The organism is Xanthomonas phaseoli pv. dieffenbachiae (assembly GCF_008639345.1).
Classification (GTDB): Bacteria; Pseudomonadota; Gammaproteobacteria; order Xanthomonadales; family Xanthomonadaceae; genus Xanthomonas; species Xanthomonas phaseoli.
This window is the reverse complement of record NZ_CP041380.1, coordinates 1,767,832-1,780,312: the sequence shown is the minus strand read 5'-3', so window position 1 is coordinate 1,780,312 and position 12,481 is coordinate 1,767,832. Positions and strand designations below refer to the sequence as shown.

Genomic DNA, 12,481 nt, shown 5'->3' with positions numbered 1-12,481 from the left:
TGCCTGCGCGCACTGACGTGGGTTACCTGCCATGCCTCCACCGATGAATGACACCGACACCCTGGGCGATGCCACCGACCGCATGCTGTTGCGCCGCATGGCCGGGGGCGATCGCGACGCGCTGGCCAGCATGTACCACAGCTATCACGGCCGGCTGTGCCGCTTCCTGTCGCGGCTGACCCGCCGCCCGGACCTCATCGAAGAGGCCATCAACGATTGCTTCTGGATCGCCTGGCAAAAGGCCGGCGACTTCCGCGGCGACTCGCAGGTGTCCACCTGGATCATGGGCATCGCCTACCGCTGCGGACTCAAATGCCTGCGCCAGCATGACGGCGAAGCCATCGACGACACCGCCCTGGTGGAAGACCACGCCCCCAGCGCCGACGACAACGACGACCGCGAACTGCGCGACTGGCTGGACAAGGGCATGGAACGGCTGTCGCCGGACCAGCGCCTGGTGGTCGAACTGGTCTACGGCGTCGGCCACAAGCTCGAAGAAGTGGCCGACATCATGCAGTGCCCGGTTGGCACCATCAAAGCCCGGCTGTTCCACGCCCGGGTCAAATTACGCAATGTGCTGCCCGGCCTGGCCGGCGGCGCCCCTTGCACGGAGACCATGCAATGAAGACGTTTTTCATCGCGCCTGGCAAGGAATGCTCGCACGCCTGGGAATTGATGCCGGCGGTGCTGCTGGACAGTGCCACCGAAGAAGAAAACACCTGGCTGATCGCGCACGTGGCCAAGTGCGCCTCGTGTAGCGCCGAATTCGCCCAACAGAATCGCCTGCGCCAGGCCCTGGCGCTGCCATCGACAGTGAAGCTGGACCCGAACGCCGGTCTGCAACGCCTGCTCGGCCGCCTGGATGCACCGGAGCAGCACAGCGCACCTGCGCGCGCGCCCGCCGCACGCCGCTCCGGCAGTTGGACGGTCCGCGCCCTGGCCGCCGCCGCGCTGGTCCAGGCCATCGGGCTGGGCGTGATGGGCGTCAAGCTGGCCTCGCCCGCGCCATCGCCATCGCACGACTACCGCACGCTCAGCAGCGTCGCGGCCTTGCCGGTGCCGCAGGGCGCCATCCGCGTGGTGCCGGACGCAAGGATGACCGTGGCCGACTGGGACCGGCTGCTGCATGCGCAGCAGTTGCAGGTGGTCGGCGGCCCCAACGACATGGGCGCCTACACCGTGGTGCCGGCCGCACCGCGGCCCCCGGCGCAGCCGCAGCAGACCGTGCAGCAACTACGCGCCACCCCGGGCATCCGGCTGGCGGAGATCGTCTCGGCCCCATGAATCGCCTGTTCGCCATTGGCCTGATCGCCGCGTTCGCCGGCCTGGGCGCGCCCTCCAACGCGCACGCTGCCGCAGCCCTCCAGGAGCCGGTGACGGACGTTGCCGGCACCCCCACGCCGCTGGCCGATGCGCAAACGCCCGACAGCAGCCGCGACATCCTGCTGGCGGTGGCCAACCCGCTCGCCGCACCGCCGGCCCGCGCCGGCTCCAGCCTTATCGGCTACGCATCCAGCTATTACGGCGCCGGCCAGAAGGCTGCCGCGCGCATGGACAGCATCAAGCAGCGCTACAAATTACGCGAGGTCTCGGCCTGGCCGATCACCTCGCTGGGCCTGTATTGCGCTGTGCTGCAACCGCCGCCGGGCGTGTCGCGCGATGCACTGGTCAGTGCATTGGCCGACGACGAAGGCGTGGAGCTGGTGCAGCCAGTGCAGGACTTTTCGGTGTTCTCCGCCGATGCGTCGGAAAAGACGACCTCGCTGTCCAGCTACAACGACCCGTACGTGGACATGCAACGCGGCTTTATCGACACCGATGCCGCCAGCGCACAGACCGTGACCGAGGGCCGCGGCGTGCTGATCGCCGTCGTCGATACCGGCGTGGACACCAACCACCCCGACCTGAAGGCGCGCATCCGCGAGGTGCACGATCTGGTCGACGACACACCGGCGAAGACCAGTACCGATTCGCACGGTACCGAAGTGGCCGGCATCATTGCCGCCGGCAGCAACAATCACCAGGGCATCGTCGGCATGGCACCCAAGGCCATGTTGAGTATCTACAAGGCATGCTGGTACGCGCCTACGGTCGGCGCCACCGCACGTTGCAACACCTTCACCCTGGCCAAGGCGCTGGCGGCGATCGACAACAGCTCCGCGCGCGTGATCAACCTGAGCCTGGGCGGCCCCGCCGATCCGCTGCTGAGCAAGATGCTGCAGCAGCTGGTGCAACAGGGCCGCATCGTGGTGGCGGCAATGCCACCGAACGGGCGTCTGGATGGCTTTCCCAACGACGTCCCCGGCGTGCTGGTCGTGCGCAGCAGCAGCGCAACACCGGCCATGCCCGGCGTGCTCAGCGCGCCCGGCAAGGACATCCTGACCACGCAACCGAACGGCCGCTACGACTTCACCTCCGGCTCGTCGATGGCCGCCGCACATGTCAGCGGCATGGCCGCGCTGCTGTTGTCGCTGCAACCGTCGATGGATGCCAAGGCGTTGCGCGAGCTCATGCAGCGCACCAGCAAGGTCTCCGACGGGCAGTTGCAGGTCAACGCCGGCGCCGCAGTGCAGGCGCTGGCGCCTCACGCCAAACACTCCAACTGACGGCACCGGCATGGCCAAGTGGATTCCCTTGTGGCTGCATCGACTCAGCTCGCCGCCGACCTTCTATCGTGTCGCCGGCAGCGTGCGCCCGTGGGCGCTAGGGCTGGCCGCGTTGCTCGGCGCGGTCGCAGCCTACGGCGGCCTGGTCCTGGCACCGCCGGATTACCAGCAGCACGATGCATACCGCATCATCTTCATCCACGTGCCCAGTGCCTGGATGAGTCTTTTCATCTACGCGGCGATGGGCGTTTCGGCGTTCATTGCGCTGGTGTGGCGCATCAAGCTGGCCGAAGTGGCCGCCATGGCTTCGGCGCCGATCGGCGCAGCCTTCACCTTCATCACCCTGTGCACCGGCGCACTGTGGGGCAAGCCGATGTGGGGCACCTGGTGGACCTGGGATGCGCGGCTCACCTCCGAGTTGATGCTGCTGTTCTTGTACCTCGGCGTGCTGGGCCTGTACCACGCGGTGGAAGACCGCCGCCAGGCAATGCGCGCCGCCGGCTTGCTCGCACTGGTGGGTCTGGTCAATCTGCCCATCGTGCATTACTCGGTGGTGTGGTGGAACACGCTGCACCAGGGTTCCACCGTGCGCCTGCTCGGCCCCTCCACGATGAGCGCAGACATGCTGTGGCCGCTGCTGACCATGATGCTGGCCACCAAGTGCTATTACGTCGCCAGCTTGTTTGGCCGCGTGCGGGTGGAATTGCTGGCATTGGAAAGCGGCAAGGACTGGGTCCGCCGCATCGTGTTGACGGAGCGCACCGCATGAGCACCTTTCTGGCGATGGGCGGTTACGGCCAGTACGTGTGGACCGCTTATGCCTTATTCGTGCTGGTGCTGCTGGCCGATCTTGCAGCGCCCTGGCTACGCCGTCGTCGGCTGCCGCGCGAGCTGCGCGGGCAGTTGCAGCGGCAGGCCCCGCGACATGCACGCGACCAACCGGTACCGGCACTGGAGCGCGACGCGCCATGAACGCCACGCGCAAACAACGCCTGTGGTTTGTGATCGGCGTACTCACCGCCGCCGCGCTGGCCGTCACGCTCATCGTGTTCGCTTTGCAGCGGAACATGAGCTACCTGTTCACCCCAAGCCAGGTACGCGCGGGGGAAGCGGCCGGTTACCATCAATTCCGCCTCGGTGGCATGGTCAAGGCCGGCTCGATCCAGCGCTCCAGCGATTCGCTGAAAGTCAGCTTCACTGTCATCGATAAAAACGCGGCGACCCAGGTGGAGTACACCGGCATTCTTCCGGACCTGTTTCGCGACAACCAGTCGGTCATCGCCAACGGGCGCATGCAGGCCGGGCGCTTTGTGGCCAACGAAGTATTGGCCAAGCACGACGAGACCTACATGCCGAAAGAGCTGAAGGATGCGATGGCCGAGGGCCACCTTGGCAAGCCGATTCCCGCCACCGCCGCACCGCTGGCCGCGCCGCGTTGAAGCGCGGCCAGTGGGCACCACGCACGTCGATGACTCCCTTCCGTTTCACTATGCGGTTCGACCATGACGCCTGAGCTCGGCCAGATCGCACTGATCCTGGCACTGCTGTTATCGCTCGCCCAGGGCGTACTGCCCTTGATCGGTGCCTGGCGCGGCAACACCGCATTGATGGGTATCGCGCGGCCTGCCGCCGTGGGCCAGGCGGTGTTCGTCTGGATGGCGTTCGGCCTGCTCGCCTGGTCGTTGTTGTCGCTGGATTTTTCGGTGGGCTATGTCGCCGCAAACGCCAATATCGCCCTGCCCTGGTATTACCGTTTCGCCGCGGTGTGGGGCGCCCACGAAGGCTCGCTGCTGTTATGGATTGCCATCCTGGCCACCTGGACGGTGCTGCTGGCCGCGTTCAGCCGGCACTTGCCGCAGCCTTTTGCCGTCCGCGTGCTGGCGGTGCTGGGGCTGATCTCGGTGGGCTTTCTGGCCTTCATCCTGCTGACCTCCAATCCGTTCGGGCGGCTGTCGCCGATTCCGCTGGATGGCAACGAGCTCAATCCGGTGTTGCAGGACCCGGGCATGACCTTCCACCCGCCAGTGCTGTACACCGGCTATGTCGGGTTTTCGGTGGCATTCGCATTCGCCGTGGCAGCATTGCTCGGCGGCGAGCTGGAACAGGCCTGGGTGCGCTGGGCGCGGCCGTGGACCAATGTGGCCTGGGCTTGTCTCACCGCCGGCATCGTCGCCGGCAGCTGGTGGGCCTATGCGGAACTGGGCTGGGGCGGCTGGTGGTTCTGGGACCCGGTGGAAAACGCCAGCTTCATGCCATGGCTTGTCGGCACTGCGTTGATCCATTCCCAGGCGGTCACCGAAAAACGCGGCAGCCTACGCGCGTGGACCATCCTGCTGTCGATCCTGGCGTTTTCGCTGTCGTTGCTGGGCACCTTCCTGGTGCGCTCGGGCGTGCTGACCTCGGTGCACGCGTTTGCGGCCGATCCGCGCCGCGGCCTGTACATCCTCATCTTTCTGGTTGCGGTAGTCGGCGGTTCGTTGCTGTTGTATGCACTGCGCGCGCCCAAGATCGCCAGCGGCAAACCGTTCGCCGCTGCCTCGCGCGAAACCGGCATTCTCGTGGGCAACCTGCTGCTCACCGTGGCTGCGGCCATGGTGTTGCTGGGCACCTTGTTCCCGCTGATCGCCGACGCGTTTGCGCTGGGCAAGGTCTCGGTCGGGCCGCCCTACTTCGGCCTGCTGTTTCCGTTGTTGATGTTGCCGGTGGTGCTGTTGCTGCCGTTCGGCCCATACCTGCGCTGGGGCAAGGCCGACGTCGCACCCTTGAAAGCACTCGGCACGCGCGCCGGCATCGCCGCAATTGCGTGTGCCCTGGTCGGCAGTGTGTTTGCCGATGGCCAGGCCAAGGCGATCGCCGGCATGGGCGTGGCCGCATGGGTGGCTGCGGGCACTGCGCTGTACATGGTCAAACGCTGGCGCGACATGCCGCGCGGGCGGCGCTTTCCGGCGGAAATGGCCGGCATGCTGATCGCACATGCGGGCGTGGCGGTGTTCGTTGCCGGCGTGCTGGTCTCCGAAAGCCTGTCGGTGGAACGCGATGTGCGGCTGTCGCCCGGCGAGTCGGCGCAGATCGCCGGCTACAGCTTCCGTTTCGATGGGGTGCAGTTGGTGGATGGGCCAAACTGGAAAGCCGAACAAGGCAGCGTGCAGGTCAGCCGCGACGGCCAGATCGTCGCGCAACTGCATCCGCAAAAACGCCTGTACAGCAGCGAGCGGATCCAGACCGAATCGGCGATCGATCCTGGCATCGCCCGCGACCTGTATGTGGCCCTGGGCGAGCCACTGGACGATGAGCACATCGAAGACGACTGGACGCTGCGGCTGTACTACAAACCCTTCATTCGCTGGATCTGGGCCGGCGGCCTGGTGATGATGCTCGGCGGTTTCGTCAGCGCCTGCGCACGCCGCTTTCGTGCGCCGGTGACTGCACACACCGCGGCCGCCTCTTCGGCGCAACCAGCGCTCGTCATCGCACAGGAATCGCACCCGTGAATCGTCTGCTGCCCTTGCTGGGCTTTGTGTTGCTGGCGGCGCTGTTCGGCGTCGGCATCCTGCGGACCATGCAGCACAATCCGCGCGAGGTTCCATCGCCATTGATCGGCAAACCGGCACCGGCGTTTTCGTTGCCGCGGCTGGATCTGCCCGCGCAACGCGTCAGCCGTGAGCAGTTGCTGGGCAAACCCTACGTGCTGAATGTGTTCGGCAGCTGGTGCGCCGAATGCGTGCACGAACACCCGGTGTTGATGGCCCAGGCCAGCCGGCTCGGCGTGCCGCTGATCGGCTACAACTACAAGGACGTGCCCGCCGATGCTACCGCCTGGCTCGCGCGCGTTGGCAACCCGTATGCTGTGGTGATCGCCGATGAAGCCGGCCAGACCGCCATCGACTTTGGCGTCTACGGTGCACCGGAGACGTTCCTGATCGATGCCCAAGGCATGATCCGCTACAAGCACATCGGCGTGCTGACCCCGGATGCCATCGACGACGAGTTGCTGCCGGCCATCGCCGCGCTGCGCAAGGACACGCCGTGATGGCCTCGGCGCTTCAAACACGCGTGTTGCATTGGCGCTGGCATTGGCGCGCGCAAGGCCGCCGCGTGCGGTTGTTGCTGGTGTTGCTGCTTGGCATGCTGCTGGCACCCTCGCTGGCGGCGCAGGCGGTGGACCCGCTGCCGTTCAAGAACCGCAGCGAAGAAGCGCGCTTCCAGCGCTTGACCGCGCAACTGCGCTGCCTGGTCTGCCAGAACGAAAACCTGGCCGATTCCAACGCCAGCCTGGCGCGCGATCTGCGGCATCAGGTGTTCGCGCAACTGCAGGCCGGAAAGAGCGATGCGCAGATCAAGCAGTACATGGTCGATCGCTATTCGGATTTCGTGTTGTACGACCCACCGGTCAAACGCGGCACCTGGCTGCTGTGGTTCGGGCCGGCGCTGATGTTGGCTGCAGGTGCCGGCGTGGTCGTCCACACCGTGCGTCACCGTGCGCGTGCCGGGACGCCGGTGGCGCCGCAGGCGGAGGAAGAATGGTGATGGCGGGTTTTTATATCGCAAGTGCCGTGCTGGTGGCGCTGGCCTTGCTGCTGTTGCTGGCACCACTGCTGCGCCGCCCCACCGGCAGCGGTGATGCGCGCCGCCGCTGGGCAATTCTGCTGGGACTGGGCCTGCCGCTGGCCACGGCCGGGTTGTATCGGCTGGTGGGCGCGCCGGAGGCGATCGTGACGCAGGTGTATGCAGCGCAGCCAGCCCACGTCGTCTCGCTGCCACCGTCTGCGGCTGCGGGGCAGGCGCAATCGGCACGCACCACTGCCGATGCGCAGGCGCAGGCGCTGGATCGCTTCATGCAGCAAGCCAAGACATTCGAGCAGAACGACCGACCCGCCGAAGCGCGCGAGGCGTATGCACAAGCGCTCAAGATCGCTCCCGATATCAGCGCCGCCATTGTGGGCTGGGTAGCGGCGGACATGGCCACGCACGACGATTTCGCCATCGACGCAGCATCGCGCACACGCTTGCAGCAGGTGATCGCACGCGAGCCGGACAACCAGCGTGGGCTCTGGTTGCTGGGCATCAGCGATTTTCAACAGCAGGACTTCGCCGCAGCCACTGCGCACTGGCGGCATCTGCACGGTTTGCTGGAAACCGGATCGCCGATGCAGAAGGCGGTGGCAGACAAGATCGCGGTGGCCGAATCGATGGCCAGCGCGCGGCAGTCCGCGCATGGCACGCGCTGAGCAACGCCCCCTGCGTGATGCGGTCTGATTGCGATAGCTGCAACGCAGTGCAATTACACAGCGTGTGCAGCATGCCAAGCAGCTGGTCATCCGTTAGACGCGGCACCTGGCGAAAACACTCCGCCTCAGCGCATCGCACAATCAAGCGCGACGCATCGTGCCGTGCAGTGGCGGCAAATCGCCGTCATCGCATTGCAGTCTCTCGCGCAACCTTGCCAGCTGGAGTGCAGCCACCGAAAGACCGCGCAATCGCGAGACAAACAGCTCGTGACCCGAGAGCGAAAGCGGCCGTTACACGTCGCTCCCATGCAGCATCCACGTTCAACTGGTTCGCCACATCGCGCCAGCCGTGCTCAGACCGAAGGCCCCAGCACATCGTGCAGCTTTCCGCTGAACTCGCCCAGCGTGAATGGCTTGGCGATCATGCTCATGCCTTCGCCGAGAAATTCGCCACGGTCGCGCGCCGTTTCCGCGTAGCCGGTCATGAAGATCACCGGCAGATCGCGCCGCGACTGCCGCGCGATCTCGGCCAATTGGCGTCCGTTGAGTCCCGGCAGGCCGACGTCGGTGACCAACAGGTCGATCCGGCGTGGCGAGGCAAGAATCGGCAGGGCCGCGTCCGCGTCGGCCACCACGTCGGCCTGGTAACCCAGCTCGCTGAGCAGCTCGGTGACCAGCAGCCGCACCTGCTCGTCGTCTTCCACCACCAGCACCTGCTGGCCCTGCCCTGCCAGCACCGCATCGCTCTGCGTCTGCGGCACTGCGGTTTGCGCCGCGACCCCGGCGGGCAGATACAGGCTGACCGTGGTGCCCGTGCCCGGCTGCGACTCCACCCACACCTGGCCGTTGGACTGCTGCATGAAGCCGTAGATCATCGACATGCCCAGGCCGGTGCCCTGGCCGATCGGCTTGGTGGTATAGAACGGTTCGAACACGCGTTCAAGCACGTCGGCCGGCATGCCGGTCCCGGTGTCTGCGACCGACACCACCACGTAATTCCCCGGCGCCAGGGCGATGCCACGCCCGAGTTCCAGCGGCTGGTCTTCCACCTGCAGCTGCCGGGTTGCGATACGCAGCTGCCCACCGTCGGGCATGGCGTCGCGCGCGTTGATGGCCAGGTTGATCAGTGCGCTTTCCAGCTGGTTTTCGTCCACGTACGCCTGAGGCAGCTCCGCACAGAGATCGATCTCCAGACGCACCGATTCGCCCAGCGTGCGCGCCAGCAACTCCTGCAGCGACACCACCAGATCGTTCAACTGCAGATCCCGCGCCTGTAGCGACTGACGCCGCGAGAAGGCCAGCAGGCGCTGGGTAAGCGCAGCTGCGCGCAATGCCGAGGCGGAAGCCACATCCAGAAAGCGGCCCAGCCCTTCGGTGCGCCCCTGGTCGATACGCAGCCGTGCCAGATCCAGCGCAGACAAGATGCCGGTGAGCATGTTGTTGAAATCGTGTGCGATGCCGCCGGTGAGCTGGCCGACCGCTTCCATCTTCTGCGCCTGGCGCAGTGCAGCTTCGCTGGATTCGCGCGCCAGCATCTGCTGCTGCAACTCGGCGGTCCGTTCGGCCACCTTGGCTTCCAGCAGGTTGGCCTGTTGCTGGATCGATTCCAGCGCCAGCGCACGCGTGGTCACATCGGTGGCGAACACATGGAATCCATCCACCTTGCCGTCTGCATCGAAGCGCGGCATGTAGCGGATTTCCGCGTCGCGGCGCCGGCCATCGGCATGCGGCCAGCTGGTTTCGATGGTCAGGGTCTGCCCGGCCAACGCGGCCTCGATCCAGGCGCGGCGCTCCTGGACCACCGCAGGCCCCACCACATCCACCAGCGGACGCCCGATCACATTGGCAGGCGGCACCCCAATCCAGTCTTCGTAAGAACGGTTGGCAAAGCGGTACACCAGGTTCTTGTCGATGAACGCGATCAGCACCGGCAGCGCATCGGTCACGCGGCGCAGTTCGGCCTCGCTCTGCGCCAGCGCGGCGCGGCTTTCGGCCAAATGCGCCAGCTGGTCGCGGATGACGAACTGCTTCTGCCGTGCGCGCAACGCGGTGGAGATGGCGCTCAGCAACGAGGCCGAGCTCAGCGGCCGCTCCAACTCGATGACATTGGTCATGTCGGCCGGCAGCCGCACCTGCCGGCGGTTGTGCGTACCACGCGGCGTACGCAACAACACGAACGGAATGTCCGACCAGGCCTGCTGGCCTTGCAGGATGTGCGACAGCGCATGCAGGTCGCCACGGATGGCTTCTTCGGTCAGCACCACCACGCCGGAGCCATCGTGCAGGTCGCCTGCCAGCGCGCCCAGCGTGGCATGGACCCGGCATATCAGTCCGCGTTCGCCAACGATGCTGGCAATGCTGTGCGCATCGCGGCCGAACGGCGCGACGATATGGACGATGGAGCCGTCCGCGTCACAGATAGTCAAGGGGACGATCCAGCAATGGGCCGTCGTCTCCGACAAACTGCGGTGTACCGGTCAACACGCCGTGGAATTTCTCCAGCGGCTCGCTCAGCTGCAGACCGCTGTTGCCGATGCGCAGTTCGCGGATCGCATCTTCGTGTGCGCCGCTGCGATTCTTGATCACCGACAACGCCTTGCGAATGCGTCCTTTCGCCTCGAAAAAGCGCAGCAAGACGACGGTGTCGGCCATGTAGGAGACATTGAGGGTGCTGCTGGTGCCCATGCTGCCGACCAGCCCCTGCTGCGGGTTGATCAGGAACGTGGTCACACCGCTCTGGTTGAGATACGACAACAGCTCGTGCATCTGCAACATCAGCTGCTTTTCCTGCGGCATCGAGGCCAGATACCCGTTGAGGCTGTCGATCACCAGAATGCGGCACGCGCGCTCCTCCACGCTGCCGCGCACCGTCCAGGCAAACTCGCCCGGCGTGACTTCGGCCGGATCCATCTGATGCAACTCCAGCAGACCCGCATCCATATATTTGCGCAGATCCATGCCCAGGCCTTCGGCACGCTTCAACAAGGTGCCGGTGCGCTCGTCGAACTCCAGCACGCAGCAATGCTCGCCGCGCTCGCACGCGGCAACCACGAACTGCAGGGCCAGATTGGTCTTGCCCGAGCCGGCTGGCCCGGTCACCAGCGTGCTGGTCCCGCGTAACGGGCCGCCGTGCAGCAATGCATCGATGCGCTCCACGCCGCTCGGTACCGGCTCGCCGACAAATGGCCGGTGGTGGTCGGAGGCGATCAACCTTGGATAGATCCGCATGCCGCCGGTGACGATGGCCAGGTCGTGATAGCCGGCGATGAAATCCACGCCACGCAATTTCTGCACCTGCATGCGCCGCCTCGCCGCACCGAACTCCAGCGTCATGCGCTCCAGCGAAATCACCCCGTGACACAGGCTGTGCAGATGCGCGTCCCGCTCGCCGTTTTCGCCGGTGAGATCGTCGACCAGAAACACGGTGATGTTGCGCGGCGCGAAATACTGCTTGAGCGCCAGTACCTGGCGCCGATAGCGCAGCGAATCCTGCGCGAGCAAACGCAACTCGGACAACGAATCGAACACCACCCGCGTCGGCTTCACCCGGCCCACTTCGGCCTGGATGAGCTTGATGGTGCCATCCAGTTCCATTTCCCACGGATGCAGGATGGATTGCTGCCGCCCTTCGCCAAGGAACGCCTCTGCAGATGCCAGCTCAAAAATATGCAGGGACTCCAACGACCAATGGTGCGAGGCAGCCACTTCAGTGAGTTCGTCGATGGTTTCCGACAAGGTCACATACAGGCAACTCTCGCCCTTGGCCGCGCCATCCAGCAAGAACTGCAGTGCGAGCGTCGTCTTGCCGGCGCCAGGCTGGCCTTCAAGCAGGTACAAGCGGTTAGCAGGCAACCCACCTCGCAAGATAGTGTCGAGCCCGGTGCTGCCAGTGGTGATGCGGTTTGCGATCATCGGCGTCACGTTCTTCATAGAGCTGAATTTAACACGTGCGTGATAATCGCCGGTGGGCGCGACTGAACTGATCAGCTTGCTTTGCTTGACGCGATTCACGGCATCGCTGCTGCAGGTATCGCAAATCACCAGGGTTGCCGAGTCTTTTGATCATTCGCCGACGTGGCAAATGACGTTGGCAGCGATGATGAACGCAACGTAGCTCAGCATCCCACGCCGCCGTCACGCAGGCGCGCCTAACGTGCGTCTGGAAGCATCGCAGCATTGCGATCGCTCGAGGACCGCAGTGGCTCACGCATCACCCAACGCACGCATCCTGTTGGTCGAAGACGACGACGCAATCCGCGAAATGGCTGCAGATATCCTTGGCGACGAGGGCTACCACGTGGTGGCGTCCGCCGATGCCGAACATGCGCTCACGCAACTCACCAGGGCATGTCCGTTCGATCTGCTGCTATCGGACATCTGCCTGCCTGGCATGAACGGGCGCGACCTTGCCGACCAGGCGCGCAGGCTCTACCCCGCGCTGCCCATTGTCTTCATGACTGGCTACGCGGGCGAAATCGCCAGACGTGCCGACTTTCTGGATACCGGCATGCGTCTGTTAACCAAGCCATTTTCCCTGCGCGATCTGCTGGGCATCGTACACACGGCGCTCTAGGCAGGCCCAACCGCGCACGCACGCAACATCGTTGCGCCATGTTCGCCGCGACATGCAGGTTGCAGGCGTCGACG

13 protein-coding genes are annotated in these 12,481 nt (G+C 65.4%); 11 read left to right on the top strand and 2 right to left on the bottom strand.

Going from position 1 to position 12,481, the window contains the following annotated elements:
- Positions 1–31: 31 nt before the first annotated feature.
- From FLG15_RS08235 to FLG15_RS08190, 10 genes are all read left to right on the top strand, one after another.
- A complete protein-coding gene (locus FLG15_RS08235; RefSeq protein ID WP_209228153.1) occupies positions 32–625 on the top strand; it encodes an RNA polymerase sigma factor in 594 nt (197 codons plus the stop codon).
- The gene (locus FLG15_RS08230) at positions 622–1,284 is read left to right on the top strand and encodes a zf-HC2 domain-containing protein (RefSeq protein ID WP_057678578.1); all 663 of its coding nucleotides are present in this window, start codon (positions 622–624) and stop codon (positions 1,282–1,284) included. The genes FLG15_RS08235 and FLG15_RS08230 overlap by 4 nt, the downstream gene beginning before the upstream one ends.
- Positions 1,281–2,606 carry a S8 family peptidase gene (locus tag FLG15_RS08225; protein ID WP_150145819.1) on the top strand — a complete coding sequence of 442 codons (1,326 nt, stop codon included), beginning with the start codon at positions 1,281–1,283 and terminating at the stop codon, positions 2,604–2,606. The genes FLG15_RS08230 and FLG15_RS08225 overlap by 4 nt, the downstream gene beginning before the upstream one ends.
- Positions 2,607–2,616: 10 nt before the next feature.
- Positions 2,617–3,375: a heme ABC transporter permease gene (locus tag FLG15_RS08220; RefSeq protein WP_150145817.1), complete on the top strand. Its 759-nt coding sequence runs from the start codon at positions 2,617–2,619 to the stop codon at positions 3,373–3,375.
- Positions 3,372–3,578, top strand: coding sequence for a heme exporter protein CcmD (gene ccmD, locus FLG15_RS08215; protein WP_057678575.1), 207 nt, complete (start codon positions 3,372–3,374; stop codon positions 3,576–3,578). Before FLG15_RS08220 ends, ccmD begins: the two co-directional genes overlap by 4 nt.
- Positions 3,575–4,045, top strand: a complete 471-nt coding sequence (gene ccmE, locus FLG15_RS08210) for a cytochrome c maturation protein CcmE (RefSeq protein WP_057678574.1) — start codon at positions 3,575–3,577, stop codon at positions 4,043–4,045. The genes ccmD and ccmE overlap by 4 nt, the downstream gene beginning before the upstream one ends.
- A 63-nt stretch (positions 4,046–4,108) precedes the next feature.
- Entirely contained in the window at positions 4,109–6,097 is a 1,989-nt protein-coding gene (locus tag FLG15_RS08205; RefSeq protein WP_057678573.1) for a heme lyase CcmF/NrfE family subunit, read from the top strand.
- Positions 6,094–6,636 carry a DsbE family thiol:disulfide interchange protein gene (locus tag FLG15_RS08200; protein ID WP_057678572.1) on the top strand — a complete coding sequence of 181 codons (543 nt, stop codon included), beginning with the start codon at positions 6,094–6,096 and terminating at the stop codon, positions 6,634–6,636. Before FLG15_RS08205 ends, FLG15_RS08200 begins: the two co-directional genes overlap by 4 nt.
- Entirely contained in the window at positions 6,636–7,133 is a 498-nt protein-coding gene (locus FLG15_RS08195; RefSeq protein WP_057678571.1) for a cytochrome c-type biogenesis protein, read from the top strand. Before FLG15_RS08200 ends, FLG15_RS08195 begins: the two co-directional genes overlap by 1 nt.
- Entirely contained in the window at positions 7,127–7,834 is a 708-nt protein-coding gene (locus tag FLG15_RS08190) for a tetratricopeptide repeat protein (protein ID WP_057678570.1), read from the top strand. Before FLG15_RS08195 ends, FLG15_RS08190 begins: the two co-directional genes overlap by 7 nt.
- 353 nt (positions 7,835–8,187) lie before the next feature.
- On the opposite strand, the gene FLG15_RS08185 is transcribed toward FLG15_RS08190, so the two are convergent.
- Together FLG15_RS08185 and FLG15_RS08180 are read right to left on the bottom strand one after the other, a co-directional pair.
- On the bottom strand, positions 8,188–10,260 hold the full coding sequence (locus FLG15_RS08185) for a PAS domain-containing hybrid sensor histidine kinase/response regulator family protein (RefSeq protein ID WP_150145815.1): 2,073 nt from the start codon (positions 10,258–10,260) through the stop codon (positions 8,188–8,190).
- Positions 10,247–11,764, bottom strand: a complete 1,518-nt coding sequence (locus FLG15_RS08180) for an ATPase domain-containing protein (protein ID WP_057678599.1) — start codon at positions 11,762–11,764, stop codon at positions 10,247–10,249. Before FLG15_RS08180 ends, FLG15_RS08185 begins: the two co-directional genes overlap by 14 nt.
- A 298-nt stretch (positions 11,765–12,062) precedes the next feature.
- Here FLG15_RS08180 and FLG15_RS08170 point away from each other — a divergent pair, with 298 nt between their 5' ends.
- Positions 12,063–12,407: a response regulator gene (locus FLG15_RS08170; RefSeq protein WP_017155051.1), complete on the top strand. Its 345-nt coding sequence runs from the start codon at positions 12,063–12,065 to the stop codon at positions 12,405–12,407.
- Positions 12,408–12,481 lie beyond the last annotated feature (74 nt).

Excerpts from the sequence above, each read along its gene's own strand:
- FLG15_RS08235 (WP_209228153.1), top strand. The coding sequence starts at position 32 with ATGCCTCCACCGATGAATGACACCGACACCCTGGGCGATGCCACCGAC.
- FLG15_RS08230 (WP_057678578.1), top strand. The coding sequence starts at position 622 with ATGAAGACGTTTTTCATCGCGCCTGGCAAGGAATGCTCGCACGCCTGG.
- FLG15_RS08225 (WP_150145819.1), top strand. The coding sequence starts at position 1,281 with ATGAATCGCCTGTTCGCCATTGGCCTGATCGCCGCGTTCGCCGGCCTG.
- FLG15_RS08220 (WP_150145817.1), top strand. The coding sequence starts at position 2,617 with ATGGCCAAGTGGATTCCCTTGTGGCTGCATCGACTCAGCTCGCCGCCG.
- ccmD (WP_057678575.1), top strand. The coding sequence starts at position 3,372 with ATGAGCACCTTTCTGGCGATGGGCGGTTACGGCCAGTACGTGTGGACC.
- ccmE (WP_057678574.1), top strand. The coding sequence starts at position 3,575 with ATGAACGCCACGCGCAAACAACGCCTGTGGTTTGTGATCGGCGTACTC.
- FLG15_RS08205 (WP_057678573.1), top strand. The coding sequence starts at position 4,109 with ATGACGCCTGAGCTCGGCCAGATCGCACTGATCCTGGCACTGCTGTTA.
- FLG15_RS08195 (WP_057678571.1), top strand. The coding sequence starts at position 6,636 with ATGGCCTCGGCGCTTCAAACACGCGTGTTGCATTGGCGCTGGCATTGG.
- FLG15_RS08190 (WP_057678570.1), top strand. The coding sequence starts at position 7,127 with ATGGTGATGGCGGGTTTTTATATCGCAAGTGCCGTGCTGGTGGCGCTG.
- FLG15_RS08180 (WP_057678599.1), bottom strand. The coding sequence starts at position 11,764 with ATGAAGAACGTGACGCCGATGATCGCAAACCGCATCACCACTGGCAGC.